Consider the following 16,312-nt stretch of genomic DNA (forward strand, 5'->3'; position numbering starts at 1 on the left):
CGGCCAACCATCAGGACGTGGCAGCCGGGAGCTCGAAGAAGCCGGTCGCCTGAACCAGGCGGCCATCTGCACCAAAGCGCCCAAAACTCTCGCCCTTGACGAAGACGCGGCCGGTGCCGTCGTACATGGTCCAGCGGAAAAGCGCCTGCTCGTGGTGTTCGAGGAAGCTGTCGTTCCTGAAGCAGGCGCCCGGAAATTTTAGCTGCGTCTGCCCGATGCGGGCCATCAAGGCTTCCCGCCCCGCAACCTGCGAACCCGGATCTGTGTAGACGCAATCCGCGGCCACGCTCTGTTCGAGCAGCCGACGTCGCTCGCTCTCCCCAACGGGCCCCCATGCGGCCTGATAGGCGTTCCACGTCTTTAGTCGCGCTTCGTCGTTCATCTCGCAACACCCTCCTGCCCTGCCGGATCATGACAAGTTGACAATTACAGGCATTTTGTCAAGATGCGAACGATTGATGGGGAGACCATGGCTCAATCCCGCGCCTCGAAAGAACAGCTTGCCGTCGCGGCCGCGACCGAGGTCTTTTCGCGCTACGGCTATGCCCGCACGACGATGGGCGACATCGCCTCTGAGGCGGTGATATCGCGACCCGCGCTCTACCTGCTCTTCCCCGACAAGGACGCGGTGTTCGCGGCAGTCATCCGGGGAATGGACGAGCAGAAGCATCGCGAGATCAGGGCCGCGATCGCCCGCCTCGACGGGCTTCACGCCAAGCTGCTCCACGCCTGCAAATCCTGGGGATGCCATGGCTTCGACCTGGTCGAGGCGCATCCGGATTCGGCCGATCTCTTCGACCTCCGCTTCCCCGCGGTCAGACAGGTCTATGACAATTTCCAGTCCCTGGTCGTCGAGCTCATCGGCGATCAGGTGCGGTCTGCAAGGGGAGCGGACGAGCCCGAAGTTTTGGCGCGCTGCCTCGTGTTCGGCATGCGCGGACTGCGGGAAACGGCCAGGAGCGGCAAGGAGATGCGGCGCCTGATCGCCGTTCAGGTCGCCATGCTCGTCAGAAGCATCGGCGGCAAGACGTGAGCCGCGCCGAACCGCCTATCACCCGCTCCGCGCCCGCTGCGCCGCCGTGTGTCCCCAGGTTTCGTCCCAGTCCTGACCGGCGGCGTCGACCACGTGGCCGTCGGCTTCGAAGAACTTGTTCGGCACCTGGAAGATCGCCAGGATCAGGGCCCCGTCCGGGCAACAGGCGGCATGCCGGCTGCCTGCCTCGCGCCAGATGAATTCGCCGGCCTTGCAGGCGATGCCCCTGGCCGGCCCCTCCTTGTCGACGAGCGTGCCTTCGATGACCCAGCTCTGCTCGATGCCGACATGCTCGTGATCGGGCAGCACCGATCCCGGCGCAAACCGCATCAAGGCGGTCATCAGGCCGGTACGGCGATCGAACAGCAGCGTCTTGGCCTCGCAGCCGGGAAAGCGCGTGGTCTGCCAATCCATGTCTTGAGGCCGAACCAGATGCGAATGCTGATCGGCGGCTTCCTGGCGTTTCGGGATCACGGCGTCCATCACGATGCTCCGTCCGGCTAAGCTGGCCAAGCCTAGCAGCATTGCCCGCCGTGGTCAGCGAGCAGTGCAACAGGAAGCGAGCCTGGCCGACTCCGCTTCGAAAAAATCGCCAGCCGGACCGGATGGCAGGCCCTCATCCAGCTTGATTGCGCCACGATTCCCGGCTCCAATCTCTCCGCCATTTCTGGTTTACGGAGACACCCATGATGAAGCGGATTTTCCTGGCTGCGATTGTCGCCACCTTTGCAGCGGGCTCGGCCTTCGCGCAAGAAACCTGCGAGAGCAAGGCGGTCGGCAAGGACGGCAAGCCGCTGGCCGGCGCCGCCAAGACCTCGTTCCTGAAGAAGTGCAAGGCCGACGCCTGCACGCCCAAGGCCGTCAGCGCCGACGGCAAGCCGCTCGCCGGCGCCGCCAAGAACAGCTTTATGAAGAAGTGCGAAGTCGGCGCGTAAGGCGCTTTGCATTCGCTCTGGTTAGCGAACAATCGCTCCACGAACTCCGTCATGCCCGGGCTTGTCCCGGGCATCCACGTTCTTCGTGGCGCTTGAAAGTTCGTGGATGGCCGGGACAAGCCCGGCCATGACGATGCGGAGACACTTCACTCCCGCTTGAACTTGTAATCAAACGCATCGCCCAGCGGCCTGATCAGCCCCACCGTCGGCGCCGGGAAATGAACCGGCAAAATCAGCGTGTCGGTGTCCGCCACAGACGCAAAGAATTTTCGCCGCGAGAGCGCCGACTGCTTCGGGTTCCAATCCGGCTTCGCCGACCAGTCCGGCTCGCGGCACTGGATCTGGTGATGCATGAGGTCGCCCGCGACCACCGCGCGCTGGCCCTTCGAAAAAATGTTCACGCAGCAATGACAGGGCGAATGCCCCGGCGTCGGCGTCAGCGTGATGGTGTCGTCGAGCGCGTAGTCGTCGTCGACCAGCAGCGCCTGCCCGGCCTCGACGATCGGCAGGCAATTGTCGCGAAACACCGTACCGGGCGGATTACAGCCCTTGGCGTTCTCCGCCTCCCAGGCCGCATACTCCCCCCTGTGAAAGACGTATTTCGCGTTCGGAAACGTCGGCACCCAGCGTCCGTCGCGCAACGTCGTGTTCCAGCCGGTGTGATCGATATGCAGATGCGTGCAGAACACGTAGTCGATCTGCTCGAAAGAGATGCCGAGCGCGAACAGCTCGTTGCGCCAACGCTCCTTGCCGGGAAAATCGAACGGCGGCGGATGACCCTTGTCCTCCCCGGTGCAGGTGTCCACGAGGATCGTATAACGCGGCGTGCGCACCACAAAAGTCTGGTAGGTGATCACCATCATGCCGCGTGCGGCGTCAAAGACCTCCGGCTCCATCGTCGGCAGATGACGGGCGTACACGCCCTCGTCATAGGCCGGGAAGAAATCCTGCGGCCGCCGCCACGGCCCCTCCCGCTCGATCACGGCGTCGATGGTGATGTCTCCGATCCGGAGTTGCTGCATCGCCGTTTCACTCCCCTTTTTTGCAGGAGCGTAGCGACTGGCATGGGGCCGTTCAAGCGGTGCGATGCGGACAGCGCCCCTGCGAAACGATCGCCGCAAATCAACCTCAAATACCACTGAGGGTGATCGCGGAATTGGGAATCATCTGTGGGCTGGAAACTCAAATTCGCGACGACAGCCATCATCGCCGTCGCGGCAGGCGTCTACATCAACAACACCAGCCTTCTGGCGCCGCATCAGGGCGGCAAGCCGGTGCTGCTTGCCCATCGCGGCATGGCGCAACGCTTCGATGAGCGCGATGTGAAGAGCGACACCTGCACCGCCGCGCGGATGCTGCCGCCGACCCACGATTATCTCGAGAACACCATTCCATCGATGCGCGCCGGTTTTGACGCCGGCGCCGACGTGGTCGAGCTCGACGTGCATCCGACGACCGACGGTGAATTCGCCGTATTCCACGACTGGACGCTCGACTGCCGTACCGACGGCCACGGCGTCACGCGCGAGCAGAGTATGGCGAAGCTGAAAATGCTCGATATCGGCTACGGCTACACCGCCGACGGCGGCAAGACCTTCCCCTTCCGCGGCAAGGGGATTGGAATGATGCCGACATTGTCCGAGGCGTTGGCCACCTTCCCTGACAAGAAACTCCTCATCAACGTGAAGAGCCGAGACCCGAACGAAGGCGAGACACTTGCCGGCGTGCTGAATGCGCTGCCGGCCGAGCGGCGCCGCGCGGTCATGGTTTATGGCGGCGACGAGCCCATCGACGCGATCCGTCACCTCACCCCAGATGTCCGCACGATCTCGCGTGCGGCGATCCGGAACTGCCTGATCCGTTATATCGGCTATGGCTGGACCGGCCTGGTCCCGGCGGCCTGCCGCAACGCGATGGTGCTGGTGCCGATCAACGCCGCACCCTGGCTATGGGGCTGGCCCGATCGCTTCCTCGCACGCATGAACGGCGTCAACAGCGTGGTGTTCGTGCTCGGTCCCTACAGCGGCGGAGAGTTCTCCACCGGCATCGATACGCCGGAAGCGTTCGCGCAGTTGCCGCAAGACTATTCCGGCGGCGTCTGGACCAACGAGATCGAGGCCATCGCCAAGATTGCGGGCAAGGTTGCGGGAACGAGCAGAGATTAGCTCCGCAACCCCGGCGCCTCCTGCCCAGTCCGCGCGACATATTCCGTGTAGCCGCCGCCGAACTGATGGATGCCTTCCGGCGTCAGCTCCAGCACGCGGTTCGACAGCGTCGCCAGGAAGTGCCGGTCATGCGAGACGAACAGCATGGTGCCCTCGAAATCCGAAAGCGCCGTGATCAGCATCTCCTTGGTGGCGAGGTCGAGATGGTTGGTCGGCTCGTCCAGCACCAAAAAATTCGGCGGGTCGAACAGCATCTTGGCCATCACCAGCCGCGCCTTCTCGCCGCCCGAGAGCACGCGGCAGCGCTTCTCGACATCGTCGCCGGAGAAGCCGAAGCAGCCGGCGAGCGCGCGCAAGGAGCCCTGCCCCGCGGTCGGAAACGCGTATTCGAGCGACTGAAACACCGTCTGCTCGCCGTCGAGCAGGTCCATCGCGTGCTGGGCGAAATAGCCCATCTTGACGCTGCCGCCGACAGCCACCGTGCCCTGGTCCGGCTCGCTCGCGCCCGCGACGAGCTTGAGCAGCGTCGACTTGCCGGCGCCGTTGACGCCCATCACGCACCAGCGCTCCCTACGCCGGATCATGAAATCGAGCCCGTCATAGATGCGCTTGGCTCCGTAGCCCTTGTGCACGTTCTTGAGCGCCACGACGTCCTCGCCCGAGCGCGGTGCCGGCGGAAAGTCGAACGCCACGCTCTGGCGGCGGCGCGGCGGCTCGACCCGCTCGATCTTGTCGAGCTTCTTCACCCGGCTCTGCACCTGAGCGGCATGAGAGGCGCGCGCCTTGAAGCGCTCGATGAACTTGATCTCCTTGGCGAGCATGGCCTGCTGGCGCTCGAACTGCGCCTGCTGCTGCTTCTCGTTCTGCGCCCGCTGCTGCTCGTAGAATTCGTAATCGCCGGTATAGGTGGTGAGCGAGCCGCTATCGATCTCGATCACCTTGGAGATCACGCGGTTGATGAACTCGCGGTCATGCGAGGTCATCAGCAGCGTGCCTTCGTAGTCGTGCAGGAATTTTTCCAGCCAGATCAGGCTTTCGAGATCGAGATGGTTGCTCGGCTCGTCGAGCAGCATGACGTCGGGGCGCATCAAAAGAATACGCGCCAACGCGACGCGCATCTTCCAGCCGCCGGAGAGTTTTCCGACGTCGCCGTCCATCATCTCCTGACTGAAGCCGAGGCCGGACAGCGCTTCGCGCGCGCGGCCGTCGAGCGCATAGCCGTCGAGCTCCTCGAAACGGTGCTGCACCTCGCCGTAGCGGGTGATGATCTCGTCCATCTGGTCGGCTTTGTCAGGGTCGGCCATGGCGGCCTCGAGCTCGCGCAGCTCGGCCGCGACCTCGCTGACGGGACCGGCCCCGTCCATCACCTCGGCCACGGCACTGCGGCCAGACATCTCGCCGACGTCCTGGTTGAAATAGCCGATGGTGATGCCGCGATCGGTCGAAACCTGCCCCTCGTCGGGCAGTTCCTCACCGGCGATCATCCGGAACAGCGTGGTCTTGCCGGCACCGTTCGGCCCGACCAAGCCGATCTTCTCGCCCTTGTTGAGGGCGGCGGAGGCTTCAATGAATAGGATTTGGTGGCCGGCTTGCTTGCTGACGTTGTCGAGGCGGATCATGAGTATCTTTTGGGGGATTTTTGCGTTGCAGCGTCATAGGCCATGCGGGCCCCCAGGGGAAGCCCGGCGGGGTACGGATCCGCCCTGCCGGGTGCCAATTCCGTCCTTTCACCCCGCAGCCTGGGGCCCATAAACCTCGACCGTCCGCATCATTGCCATTTCCTCTGAGTTTGGAGGCGACATGATCGGCTCGCCGCGCCGAAATTGGTTGCGGGCTGGATGCGACCTCGAACGTCACTCGGCCGATTTGTCTTGCTTGTGGCGGAAGGGATCGGCGCTGTCATCGTGACCGCTGCGGCTGCTGAAGAACATCAGCGCCATCAGTCCGCATCCGATCAGCAAGGAGAAAAATGTGCCAAGGCCTAGCGCGATCCAGCCGTGCTTGCCGATCTCGACCCCGCTGCTGGCATTCCATACCGAAACGGCCCAGACACCGGTCAGGATCAGGATCATTGCCAAAACGGCGAGCAGGAGGATCTGGCCCTTGCTGATGCGTTCCATGGTCACGCCTCCTGACTGCTTCCCGGACCAACAAGCTGCGCTAGAGGCCGTTCCTCGACGCGTCGAGAGCAACTTCCGCCTCGGGCATCGGCGTCATGATCTTTGCCTCGGCGCCGATACCGAACTCGCCACAGATAGTGCCCGTGAATTTGATCGCGGTCGATAGCGGATGGCCCAGAGGCGTTTTGATGACACCCTTTCGTTTTTTTACACATGAACGGCGTGACCATGTCGGCATGGGCCAGTCTCGATCGTCCTCGGGTGGACACTTCCCGGAAGTGCCCTGTATGGACCCGCGACGTGAAGTGATGTCGTCGCCTCGAACCGTCAAAGTGAACCTGGAGCAATGCCCATGAGAATTACCGTCGAGACCAACGTAGCAGCCCCCGTCGATCAGGTCTGGCGTGCCTATACGACGCCTGCCGATATCGTGAAGTGGAACGCAGCGTCCGACGACTGGCATACGACCAGGGCTACGGTCGACCTGCGTGATGGCGGCGCGTTCTCGTCGCGCATGGAGGCCAAGGACGGCAGCATGGGTTTCGACTTCGCCGGCACTTACACGAAGATCGTTGAACACAAGCGGATCGAATACGCGTTCGGCGATCGAAAGGCCGAAGTTGAATTCGTGCCCGGCCCAAAGGGCGTTGTCGTCCGCGTCGTCTTCGATAGCGAACCGACGCACTCCGTCGAGCAACAGCAAGGCGGTTGGCAGGCGATCCTCGACAGCTTCACGCGATATGTGGAGGCAAGACAGAATAAGTCGTGACGTGGTGGGCAGGAGATGGAGATCCTGACAGGCGTGGTCGGATTTCCGCGGAGTACCTGACGGAAATTGAATAGTCCCCTTGGGGTCGCTTGCTGACATCCGACAGGCGGCGACCGAGGTCAGCCACGGGCCAACGCGCGGACATTCGGCACGCTTCCCAATCGCTCGAAAACGCGGTCATATGGCGCCCGGGGACACTTGGCTTATTGGCGCCAGGTGTCCGCTTCCACGGGAAGGCTGCGCGTGAAGGAACTCGCTGGAAAGACTGCGTTCGTGATCGGTGCAGCGTCGGGCATTGGATTCATGCATCGCAGCAAATCCCATCTCTATTCGATCACCTCATCGGCACGAACGAGTAACGAGGGCGGCACAGTGAGGTCGAGCGCTTTCGCCGTTTTCATGTTGATGACTAGCTCGAACTTGGTCGGCTGCTCTACCGGCAGATCGGCAGGCTTGGCGCCCTTGAGGATCTTATCGACGTAGCCGCCTGCACGGCGGAATAGATCGGCTATATCGGGGCCGTAGACGACCAATCCGCCATCGGCGAATTGTCGGAAGAAGTAAATCGCGGGCAAATGGTACTCCGCCGCGAGCCCGACAACTCGCGGGGCTTGGCGAATGGTCAGAATGTCGCCAAAAACAATCATTGCATCGGCGCGCTGGGCAGCTGCTGAAGCAAAGGCGGTGTCGAGTTCCTCGGTCTTAGTCGCCTCGACTATAGACAGAGCGACCCCGCGCTTTCGGGCTGTGCTTGGTACCTCCTCAGCTAACAGCAACCTGTGCATTGGGTTGTCGCGATTGACTAAGAGCGCAATTTTTGCGGCATGGGGTATCAGTTCGCGGAGGATTTCGATTTGTTTTCCAAACCAATCTCCCGGAACCCACGAGGTAAGACCGGTCATGTTGCCGCCTGGGCGCGAGAGGCTTTGAACCAGGCCAAGTCCAACAGGATCGGCAACAACCACGAAGACAATCGGAATGGCGGCCGATTTCAGGGCGGAGGCTGCTTGCGGCCCGGCGGCAACTATCAGATCGGGAGCTAGGGCTACCAACTCCGCAGCAGAGGTTTGCAAGCGATCCGAGGCGTCTGCATAGTTGCGATATTCGATGAGCAGGTTCTTGCCCTCGATCCAACCCCTTTCACGTAAGCCAGTGCGCCACGCTTCGCGAGCTATCGGATCTAAGAAACCGAAGAAACCGATTCGGCGAGGCCTTCCTTGCGCCCCCAACCGTCGTGGCGAAACGACCAGCACCGCAGCAGTCGCCATGAACTCCCGCCGCTTCATTCGATCCTCATCGCAGCTGGGGGGACAGGTGCAGAGTATCAGGTGTCAATGGTCGTCGCACTTGCTGCGAATGCAACTGCCGCGTCGCAAATGCGGCGAGATGGCGCATGCCCGCTTCGGGTCAAAAGCCGCGCCTCCAGCCGAACCAAACGATGTCCGCTCTACCTCTGTGGGGCGACATTCCAATGACCAGCGAGACCTTCGGCAAGGGGCAAAAGCGGACCTTGGCGCCCGAAGTGGCGTCTGCTTTATGACCGAGAGACAACGTCTCTTTAGCGCCAGATTGAGCGGATAGCTGCCACTTCAATTCGTCGTGGTCTTGCCGCCGCGCATGGACACGAGCTTTTTCTCACGAAATCGGAGAACGAACCATGCGGTCTCATCGAAACCGTCCGCGAGCTTTCCTTCGTGGTAATACACCATCTGAGCAGCTTCCGACTTCGACGGCGGTCCCAGCGCCTTGACTACCTCCAAACGCGACATACCCAAATGCAGCTTGCCGTCGAAGACGAGGGGCGCGAACTTTTCCGGGATGATGGCGCAATCTGCCGAGGTCTCGGTGTCTTTCTCGGTGAGCTCTTCCACGACCTCTGTGACAAGATGGTCCGGGCCGCCCATCTCTCCGCTGGACACGACCCATAATCGATGCTGCGCGCGCCTATAGCACAGCCAATAGATGCTACCTCCAGCGTCGCCCTGGTGTTGGACGGTCCCTTCGCCCACGGCTTCACGAACCGCGCCGAGCCGCGTCTCCTCGAAGCGGCCGGCGAATGCGCCTAGCGAAAAGCGGGTCGCCAATCTCTTCACGACTGTCGGCGGCACGCGCTCGAACGCATGTTCGCTGACTGGGGGCGGAGGTGTCTGCGCGGAGCAGTCGCCCGCGGGGATCGCGAAAAGGAGAAGCAGCAAGAAGAACGTCTTTCGACCATCAACTCCGAATTGCCTTACATTGAAGGTTGAGCGCTTCTGCATAGCTCGATTGCTCATCATTTTGGCTCAAAGCCTTCTTCACTCGCCCGATCGCTTCTGGGGCGTCGGGAGCGGCCAAAGATCGCCTATCGCTATTTCCCCGAACCCTCTTCGACCCTTGGTCGGGGTCACAATTCAAATGGTTCATACACGAACTCGGTCAGCTTCCGGTCCGGGTCGCAAGCCGTCGATGGCGACCAAGCGGAACGACTTCCGCTTTGCCCTTGGAAGCTGCCATTCGCGAACACCCGTCCTCAAAAAAAAAGCTCGTCGCAGCGCGCCCGTCGGGCAAAACAGCCGACCAATTCCGCTACGTCGCCCGTCAAGCCCCGCCCCGCAAAATATTCCACTTTACCGAAATTCGGATTTGTCGTACATACTGATCACCCTGGCCCGAGACGAGGGGCGGATCGCGATCGTCACGAACCGCGGGCTGGGCAGCGATGGACGCGACGGCGTCGGGCGCGATGGGCATTGCAGGGCGGCTTCAGCCGTGAGCAATGGCTTTCCGCGCGAACGACACGACGCTGACAGCGTCTTCGCATGGCTTCGGGGGCGAGCACACGCCACCCCTCGGATTCCCAGCGAGGACGTGCGCGGACGGAGAAGTCGTGTGGTCCCGACGCCCGGGGTCTGTGCGTCAAGTCTTGCGGTGATGTGGCGGCCGACCGGCGCGCGCATCGATCATCCGCAAGGCGACGGGGGCAATAGTGCAACGCTCCCCGAGGAGAGCACGAAGGACACCGTTAAAACCATTCGCGCAGGGAAGGCCGGGCGACCGGCATCACCTGTGGTCCACCCCGTGTGCATTTCTGTCGCGCACGGATCTCGGGTGCCAGCCGGCGCCCGGCCTTCCCTGCGCCCTTGTCATTTTCGAGGGCGTGCGAGAAGCAAGACTCGGGCGAGACGCGCCGCGAGAATGCGAACGTGCGCCTGCTGTTGGAAATGACCATTGACGTGACGGTGGCCTGACCTCACCCGCGGTGTCGTCGCCGGCTTGACCGGGCGACCTAGTATCTCAGAGGCAATCGTGACGGATAAAAGACGCCGCGGCGTACTGGATGCCCCGGTGAAGCCGAGGCATGACACCGGTGTTGTGACGCCCTGCGCCTCCCTCAATTCCGCTACCGCATCATCATCCGCGCGATCGCTTCGCCGATCACCACCGTGGTGAAATGCGTGTTGGCGCGGCAGTCGGACGGCATGATCGAGGCGTCGGCGACGCGCAAGCCCGCGATGCCTTTCACGGCGCCATCAGGATTGACCACGCCGTCGGCATCCCCGGCGCCGCTCATGCGGCAGCTGCCGGCGGCGTGCTGGATGTCGCCGGTCTCACGGCGCAGCACCGCATCGAGTTCGTGATCCGGCAGGGCAGCTGCCTGCGGCAGCGTCAGATCGGTGTCGGCGAGCCGGATCCAGTCCGCGATGCCTGAGAGCGCCGACTGCGACGTGATCACGGCGAGCCGTCTCACCGCATCCATCATGCGCAGCATGTCGCGGGGATCGGCCAGCATGTTCTCCTCGACCACGGGATCGATCGCGGGGTCGGTCGAGGCCAGCTTCAGCGTGCCGCGCGAATAGGCGTTGAACAGGCCCGCACCGATCGCCCCGGGATTGCCGATGCCGCGATGATTGAAGGCGATCAGGATCATGTCGCGCTTGCCGCCCTCGGCGAGACCCGAGGAATAGGTCACGCAGCAATTGGTGTGACGGGTGTCGGGGTCGGTGGGACGCAGTTCCTCGCGAAGCTGAATCGTGGTGCGAAACAGCGGGTGATCGAAGTAGTGGCGGCCGACCGGCAGGTCGCGCGCGACGCCAATTCCCATCGCCTTCAATTCCTCGGCCGGGCCGACGCCCGAGCGCAACAGGATCGCCGGACTGTGGATGGCGCCGGCGCACAGCACGATCTGCCGCGCGCTGATCTCGTGGGTGCCCTGCCCTTCGACATGAACACGGACGCCGGTTGCCCTTCCGTCGCTGATCAGGACGCGATCGACCAGCGCATGGCCGCGGATCTCCAGATTGGCGCGCCCGCGCGCCGGCTCGAGATAACCTTCATTGGTGCTGATGCGGCGGCTGTTGCGGCTGTTGATGGGATAGCAGGCAACGCCCTCGCCATCGGGGCCGTTGAGGTCGGCGCACCAGGGATAGCCGCTCGCCAGCGCCGCATCGCGCAAGCCGCGATCGATCGGTCCCCAAGTCTCCGGCGGCGCGCGATAGACCGGCAGCGGCCCGCCGCGGCCGTGGCCCTCGGCATCGCCGAACTCCAGATCGTCCTCGATCACGGAGAATAGCGGCATCACCTCCCTGGCCGACCAGCCGCTGCAGCCATTGGCGGCCCATTCGTCGAACGCATCGGCAACGCCGCGGATCGCGATCTGGCCGTTCATCATCGAGGAGCCGCCGAGCCCCTTGCCGCGCCAGTAGAAGCGCGCCTCCTGCCCGGCAACGCGCCGCGACAACAGATCAGGCCACTGCCATTTCTCCTGGTACTCGCGCTTGTGGATGATCGGGATCGGATTCGGCGTCCGCACCTCCCAGGGCGCCTCATCGGCGCGCCAGTCGCGGCCGGCCTCGAGCAGCAGCACGCGCCGCGCAGGATCCTCGGACAGCCGTGCCGCAACAGCGGCGCCAGCGGAGCCGCCGCCGACAACAATGACATCGTACATCGCGTTAGGTCTCAACGGAGAATACCGGGATGGCTGATGATATCAGCAGGATGGCATTTGGACAGTGGCGCTTTCGCCGCGCGTCATTGCGAGGAGCGAAGCGACGAAGCAATCCAGACTGCCGCCGCGGAGAGATTCTGGATTGCACCCGCCTTCGCCAAAGGCTTCGGCGGACAAGTCGCTTCGCTCGCAATGGCGAAGGGGAGACAGATGTGTACCACACATTGACGAGTGCCCCGGACGCAGCGCAGCGCCACTTCGGCGGTGCGTTGCAGAGCCGGGGCCCATGTCTCAGAGCAATCCGTGCAGCATGGGTCCCGGCTCTGCGCAGCAACGCCAAGAGCGTTGCAGCGCGTCCGGGACACGAGCCCGCCCTACCCGATCCCCCGGCCGAACTTGTTCGACTTCGGGAAACCCTTCGGCGGCAGGCGGCCGGCGTCGGCGCGGGTGCCCTGCCACTCCGCCAGCTCCTTCATGGTCGCGGAGAATTCACGGCCCGCGGAGTCCTTCCAGGTCAGGCCCGCCTTGGCCTCGAACACGGCAACGTCGGATAGATCGCCGTCCTTGTACTTCTGCAGCCGCACGCCGCGGCCGCGCGCCATCTCCGGCACCTGGTCGAGCGGGAAGATCAGCATCTTGCGGTTCTCGCCGATGACCGCGACGGTGTCGCCCAGCACTTCGGTAACCACGCGCGCCTCGTTCGGCATGTCGACGTTGAGGACCTGCTTGCCCTTCTTGGTGGTGCCGACGCAATCGTCCTCGTTGACGACAAAGCCCTGGCCCTCACTGCTCGCGACCAGGAATTTGCGTCCGCCCTTGTTGACGAACAGCGCGACGGGCGCCGCCTCCTGCTCGAGGTCGATGAACAGGCGGATCGGTTCGCCGTGGCCACGGCCGCCTGGCAGCTTCGCGACATCGAGCGAGTAGAACTTGCCGTTGGTGGCGAACAGCAGCAGCTTCGAGGTCGTCTCGGCGAAAAACGCGAAGCCGAGCTTGTCGTCCTGCTTGAAGGCGAGCCCCGAGAGATCCTCGACATGGCCCTTCATGGTGCGGATCCAACCCTTGTCGGAGACCACGACCGTCACCGGCTCGCGTTCGACGAGGGCCTCCTCCATCGCGGCCAGATCATGCTCGGGCGCGTCGGCAAAAGTGGTGCGGCGCTTGCCGAGCGGCGTCTTCGGTCCGAACATGTCGCGGACCTTGCCGACCTGCTCGCCGACCTTCTTCCACTGCTCGGCTTCCGAGGCCAGCACCGCGTTGATGCCCTTGAGTTCGGCACGGAGGTTCTTGTCCTCGGTGCGGATCTCCATCTCCTCGAGCTTGCGCAAGGAGCGCAGGCGCATGTTGAGGATGGCTTCGGCCTGCACTTCGGTGAGCTTGAACTCCTTCATCAAGGCCGGCTTCGGCTCATCCTCGGTGCGGATGATCTTGATGACCTTGTCGATGTTCAGATAGGCGATCAGGAGGCCGCCGAGGACTTCCAGCCGGTGCTCGATCTGGGCCTTGCGGTAGTTGCTGCGGCGGATCAGGACGTCGCGCAGATGGTCGAGCCATTCGCGCAGGCACTCCGCAAGACCCACCACCTTGGGCACGCGGCCCTTGATCAGCACGTTGAGGTTCAGCGGAATCTTGTTTTCGAGCTCGGTGAGGCGGAACAGCGATTCCATCATCAGCGCGGGATCGACGTTCTTCGATTTCGGCTCGATGACGATGCGGACGTCTTCGGCCGATTCGTCCCTGATGTCGCCGACCAGCGGAAGCTTCTTCTGGTCGAGCAGCTCGGCGACCTTCTCGATCAGCCGCGACTTCTGCACCAGGAAGGGAATCTCGGTGACGACGACGACCCAGGCGCCTCGCGCGCCCTCCTCCTGCTCCCACCGCGCGCGAACGCGGAACGAGCCGCGGCCGGTGGTGTAGGCTTCGGCGATGGCCTGCTTGGAATCGACGCAGATGCCGCCGGTCGGGAAATCGGGCCCCTTGACCCACCGCATCAGCGCCTTGGACTTGGCGTCCGGCTTCTCGATCAGATGCAGCGCGGCTTCGCAAAGCTCGGCCGCGTTGTGCGGCGGGATCGAGGTCGCCATGCCGACCGCGATTCCCTGCGCGCCGTTGGCGAGCAGGTTCGGGAAGCCGCCGGGCAGCACGACCGGCTCCTTCGACTGGCCGTCGTAATTGGCGCGGAACTCGACGCCATCCTCGTCGATGCCGTCGAGCAGAAGCCGCGCGACGTCGGTCATGCGCGCTTCGGTGTAGCGGTAGGCGGCGGGATTATCGCCGTCGATATTGCCGAAATTGCCCTGGCCGTCGACCAGCGGATAGCGCGAGGAGAAGTCCTGCGCGAGGCGCACCATGGCGTCGTAGATCGCCTGGTCGCCATGCGGATGGAACGAGCCCATCACGTCGCCGACGATTTTTGCGGATTTCTTGAAGGCCGTGCCGGGGTCGAGCCTGAGCAGGCGCATGCCGTAGAGGATACGACGGTGAACCGGCTTCAGGCCGTCGCGCGCGTCGGGCAGCGCGCGGTGCATGATGGTGGAGAGCGCATAGGCGAGATAACGCTCCTCGAGCGCTTCACGCAGCGGCACCTCGTGAATTTCGGCCGGTTCTTCCGGCGGAACGATTCGTTTTCCCATGCCGCCCGGTTAAACCGTGGAAGCGAATCGGGCAAGGATGGATTGGTTCCCTGTGGGCGGCTAATGCCCGGCCCAGCCGGCCGTCACGGTCTGGGTCTGGGTCCCACCAGGCGTTTGGGCCGGCGCCGGCACATTGGTCAGGCACCGCCGGGCGGCCTCGATTTCAGCCTCCGTCGCTCCCTTCGACCGCGCCCATGTCTCTGCGGCCGCAGCAGAATATTTCGCCACATAGTACCGGACGACCGTACAGGACGCCCGGCGAAACACGCCGGGTTGCGGCTCGCCGGCCATTGCATCAGGCGCAAACGCAAGCAGCGCCGCGGACAAGGCGAAACCTCTGATCAACATTTAGGCTGTCCCCGCTATGGAACCTGAGGAAGCGAACTCAACCAGCCCTACTTCGTTCCCCGGAACGCCATGCCCGGAGGCAAAGCAGAGTCCCGCTCGGCTCATGGCGCGGGAATTGCCGCCTTCGCCTGCTGCCGGATCAAGGCGTTGATGAAGCCCGCGCGCGCGTCGGAATGGCCCAGTCCACGCGGCTCCAGCACATGGCGGAGCAGGAACAGGCCGGTGAGCCGAAAGCCGTCCTGGAGATCCTGCTCGGTGAGGTCGCTTGCGGTCTCGCCCTGGCGCAGAAACGGCGGCAGGCGCAACAAGCGGTCGCGCCACGGCTCGCCCGCGCCGCGCGACACCGCGCCGCCGGATTTCGGCGAGACATAGATCAGGTCCGTGGTCTCGCCTGTGACCGCACAGTTTTCCAGGGCCAGCCCGAAGCCGAGCTCGGCGAGCATCGCCAGCTCGAAATGGATGAGGTGCACGGCCGCACCACCGATATCCTCGAAATCGTCGAGCGAATGTTCGAGCAGCGCAAAGATCTCCTCATGCGGATCGCGCTCCGGCAGGAGGCGCGCAATCGAGGCGAGATGGGTGACGCCGTAGACGCCATGGGATGATCCGAGCAACGTGGCCGCACGCAGCTTCAATCCCTCAATGGCATAGGTGCCGAGATGCTCGTCGAGCCGAGCCCGCCACACCGCGCTGACGCTGTTCCCCGGCTGCAGCAAGGGCCGCATCCGCGAGCCGGCGCCGCCGCGGACGAGGCCGAGATGACGACCGTGCCCGCGGGTCAGGAGCTCGACGATGGCGCTGGATTCGCCATGCCGCCGCACGCCCAGCACGATGCCTTCGTCGGTCCATTCCATGGGAGGAATCTTACCGCATTTCGAGCTGTCGTAGGGTGGGCAAAGCGAAGCGTGCCCACCAATTTGATCCACCCGATGCAAATTGATTGTGGTGGGCACGGCGCGCAAGGGCGCGCCTTTGCCCACCCTACGGCACCGCGCGAAACCTCACGCGTTGAACCAGCCTTGCGCGTCGCCGCTGAAGGAGAAATACAGGCCTGCCGTCGTCAGCGCGCAAGAGACGATCTCGATGGCGCTGTCGAGCTCCATTCCCTTCTCCCCGATGATCTGGCCGAGCGAGATCACCGACAGCACGAGCGCCGCCGCCAGCACCCAGCGCGGCCAGTTCTTGCGCCAATGCGCAGCTAACCAGACGAAGTAGACCAGGAGCAGGATCATGCCGCCGGCGAGCAAGGTCCCCGTCATGATCATCTGCTCGGTCACCTCGGCACTGGGCGTGCGGTCCTGGACCGCAACGGACAAGGCGTCCAGCATCAACGACGCATAGAGCAGCGCTTCGAAGCGCCGGACATTGCTGGGCACGCTCATCGG

Annotated in this window: 17 protein-coding genes; 4 read left to right on the plus strand and 13 right to left on the minus strand. The window is 63.6% G+C overall.

The features are described 5' to 3' along the window. Positions 1 to 10: 10 nt before the first annotated feature. Entirely contained in the window at positions 11 to 382 is a 372-nt protein-coding gene (locus XI04_RS22705; protein WP_028144931.1) for a nuclear transport factor 2 family protein, read from the minus strand. Between the two features lie 87 nt (positions 383 to 469). Between XI04_RS22705 and XI04_RS22710 the strand changes: the two genes are divergently transcribed. Then, positions 470 to 1,033, plus strand: a complete 564-nt coding sequence (locus XI04_RS22710; RefSeq protein WP_038970147.1) for a TetR/AcrR family transcriptional regulator — start codon at positions 470 to 472, stop codon at positions 1,031 to 1,033. 18 nt (positions 1,034 to 1,051) lie between these two features. Here XI04_RS22710 and XI04_RS22715 read toward each other — a convergent pair whose 3' ends face one another. After that, a complete protein-coding gene (locus tag XI04_RS22715) occupies positions 1,052 to 1,516 on the minus strand; it encodes a cupin domain-containing protein (RefSeq protein ID WP_271609741.1) in 465 nt (154 codons plus the stop codon). Positions 1,517 to 1,719: 203 nt separating this feature from the next. Here XI04_RS22715 and XI04_RS22720 point away from each other — a divergent pair, with 203 nt between their 5' ends. Further along, entirely contained in the window at positions 1,720 to 1,968 is a 249-nt protein-coding gene (locus tag XI04_RS22720; RefSeq protein ID WP_038970146.1) for a hypothetical protein, read from the plus strand. 146 nt (positions 1,969 to 2,114) lie between these two features. Here XI04_RS22720 and XI04_RS22725 read toward each other — a convergent pair whose 3' ends face one another. Continuing rightward, positions 2,115 to 2,990, minus strand: a complete 876-nt coding sequence (locus tag XI04_RS22725; RefSeq protein ID WP_152103048.1) for an MBL fold metallo-hydrolase — start codon at positions 2,988 to 2,990, stop codon at positions 2,115 to 2,117. A gap of 147 nt (positions 2,991 to 3,137) precedes the next feature. Between XI04_RS22725 and XI04_RS22730 the strand changes: the two genes are divergently transcribed. Next, on the plus strand, positions 3,138 to 4,133 hold the full coding sequence (locus tag XI04_RS22730) for a glycerophosphodiester phosphodiesterase family protein (RefSeq protein ID WP_271609742.1): 996 nt from the start codon (positions 3,138 to 3,140) through the stop codon (positions 4,131 to 4,133). On the opposite strand, the gene XI04_RS22735 is transcribed toward XI04_RS22730, so the two are convergent. The 3 genes from XI04_RS22735 to XI04_RS22745 form a co-directional block, all read right to left on the minus strand. Further along, positions 4,130 to 5,752: an ABC-F family ATP-binding cassette domain-containing protein gene (locus XI04_RS22735; protein WP_028144936.1), complete on the minus strand. Its 1,623-nt coding sequence runs from the start codon at positions 5,750 to 5,752 to the stop codon at positions 4,130 to 4,132. The two genes, XI04_RS22730 and XI04_RS22735, sit on opposite strands and share 4 nt — an antisense overlap. Positions 5,753 to 5,986: 234 nt before the next feature. Then, entirely contained in the window at positions 5,987 to 6,253 is a 267-nt protein-coding gene (locus tag XI04_RS22740) for a hypothetical protein (protein WP_028144937.1), read from the minus strand. A 40-nt stretch (positions 6,254 to 6,293) separates the two neighbouring features. Continuing rightward, entirely contained in the window at positions 6,294 to 6,491 is a 198-nt protein-coding gene (locus tag XI04_RS22745; RefSeq protein WP_131233219.1) for a hypothetical protein, read from the minus strand. 114 nt (positions 6,492 to 6,605) lie between these two features. Between XI04_RS22745 and XI04_RS22750 the strand changes: the two genes are divergently transcribed. Continuing rightward, positions 6,606 to 7,022 carry an SRPBCC family protein gene (locus tag XI04_RS22750; protein ID WP_028144938.1) on the plus strand — a complete coding sequence of 139 codons (417 nt, stop codon included), beginning with the start codon at positions 6,606 to 6,608 and terminating at the stop codon, positions 7,020 to 7,022. Positions 7,023 to 7,348: 326 nt separating this feature from the next. On the opposite strand, the gene XI04_RS22755 is transcribed toward XI04_RS22750, so the two are convergent. The 7 genes from XI04_RS22755 to XI04_RS22785 form a co-directional block, all read right to left on the minus strand. Next, positions 7,349 to 8,308, minus strand: coding sequence for an ABC transporter substrate-binding protein (locus tag XI04_RS22755; RefSeq protein WP_028144939.1), 960 nt, complete (start codon positions 8,306 to 8,308; stop codon positions 7,349 to 7,351). A gap of 303 nt (positions 8,309 to 8,611) precedes the next feature. After that, complete coding sequence (locus tag XI04_RS22760) at positions 8,612 to 9,280, minus strand: hypothetical protein (RefSeq protein ID WP_095426320.1); 669 nt, start codon at positions 9,278 to 9,280, stop codon at positions 8,612 to 8,614. Between the two features lie 1,121 nt (positions 9,281 to 10,401). Further along, a complete protein-coding gene (locus XI04_RS22765; protein ID WP_271609623.1) occupies positions 10,402 to 11,946 on the minus strand; it encodes a GMC family oxidoreductase in 1,545 nt (514 codons plus the stop codon). Between the two features lie 374 nt (positions 11,947 to 12,320). Beyond that, positions 12,321 to 14,579 (minus strand): DNA topoisomerase IV subunit A, encoded by a 2,259-nt coding sequence (parC, locus tag XI04_RS22770; RefSeq protein ID WP_028144255.1) that lies wholly within the window; start codon positions 14,577 to 14,579, stop codon positions 12,321 to 12,323. A gap of 60 nt (positions 14,580 to 14,639) precedes the next feature. After that, on the minus strand, positions 14,640 to 14,927 hold the full coding sequence (locus XI04_RS22775; protein ID WP_028144254.1) for a hypothetical protein: 288 nt from the start codon (positions 14,925 to 14,927) through the stop codon (positions 14,640 to 14,642). Between the two features lie 101 nt (positions 14,928 to 15,028). Next, complete coding sequence (recO, locus tag XI04_RS22780; RefSeq protein ID WP_028144253.1) at positions 15,029 to 15,781, minus strand: DNA repair protein RecO; 753 nt, start codon at positions 15,779 to 15,781, stop codon at positions 15,029 to 15,031. A 147-nt stretch (positions 15,782 to 15,928) separates the two neighbouring features. After that, on the minus strand, positions 15,929 to 16,309 hold the full coding sequence (locus XI04_RS22785) for a hypothetical protein (RefSeq protein ID WP_028144377.1): 381 nt from the start codon (positions 16,307 to 16,309) through the stop codon (positions 15,929 to 15,931). Positions 16,310 to 16,312 lie beyond the last annotated feature (3 nt).

The organism is Bradyrhizobium sp. CCBAU 11430, assembly GCF_028128855.1.
In the GTDB taxonomy this organism is placed as follows: Bacteria; Pseudomonadota; Alphaproteobacteria; order Rhizobiales; family Xanthobacteraceae; genus Bradyrhizobium; species Bradyrhizobium ottawaense.

Bases quoted from the DNA above. Each gene is read 5' to 3' on its own strand.
- XI04_RS22705 (WP_028144931.1), bottom strand. From the start codon at position 382: ATGAACGACGAAGCGCGACTAAAGACGTGGAACGCCTATCAGGCCGCA.
- XI04_RS22710 (WP_038970147.1), top strand. From the start codon at position 470: ATGGCTCAATCCCGCGCCTCGAAAGAACAGCTTGCCGTCGCGGCCGCG.
- XI04_RS22715 (WP_271609741.1), bottom strand. From the start codon at position 1,516: ATGGACGCCGTGATCCCGAAACGCCAGGAAGCCGCCGATCAGCATTCG.
- XI04_RS22720 (WP_038970146.1), top strand. From the start codon at position 1,720: ATGATGAAGCGGATTTTCCTGGCTGCGATTGTCGCCACCTTTGCAGCG.
- XI04_RS22725 (WP_152103048.1), bottom strand. From the start codon at position 2,990: ATGCAGCAACTCCGGATCGGAGACATCACCATCGACGCCGTGATCGAG.
- XI04_RS22735 (WP_028144936.1), bottom strand. From the start codon at position 5,752: ATGATCCGCCTCGACAACGTCAGCAAGCAAGCCGGCCACCAAATCCTA.
- XI04_RS22740 (WP_028144937.1), bottom strand. From the start codon at position 6,253: ATGGAACGCATCAGCAAGGGCCAGATCCTCCTGCTCGCCGTTTTGGCA.
- XI04_RS22745 (WP_131233219.1), bottom strand. From the start codon at position 6,491: ATGCCGACATGGTCACGCCGTTCATGTGTAAAAAAACGAAAGGGTGTC.
- XI04_RS22750 (WP_028144938.1), top strand. From the start codon at position 6,606: ATGAGAATTACCGTCGAGACCAACGTAGCAGCCCCCGTCGATCAGGTC.
- XI04_RS22755 (WP_028144939.1), bottom strand. From the start codon at position 8,308: ATGAAGCGGCGGGAGTTCATGGCGACTGCTGCGGTGCTGGTCGTTTCG.
- XI04_RS22760 (WP_095426320.1), bottom strand. From the start codon at position 9,280: ATGCAGAAGCGCTCAACCTTCAATGTAAGGCAATTCGGAGTTGATGGT.
- XI04_RS22765 (WP_271609623.1), bottom strand. From the start codon at position 11,946: ATGTACGATGTCATTGTTGTCGGCGGCGGCTCCGCTGGCGCCGCTGTT.
- parC (WP_028144255.1), bottom strand. From the start codon at position 14,579: ATGGGAAAACGAATCGTTCCGCCGGAAGAACCGGCCGAAATTCACGAG.
- XI04_RS22775 (WP_028144254.1), bottom strand. From the start codon at position 14,927: ATGTTGATCAGAGGTTTCGCCTTGTCCGCGGCGCTGCTTGCGTTTGCG.
- recO (WP_028144253.1), bottom strand. From the start codon at position 15,781: ATGGAATGGACCGACGAAGGCATCGTGCTGGGCGTGCGGCGGCATGGC.
- XI04_RS22785 (WP_028144377.1), bottom strand. From the start codon at position 16,309: ATGAGCGTGCCCAGCAATGTCCGGCGCTTCGAAGCGCTGCTCTATGCG.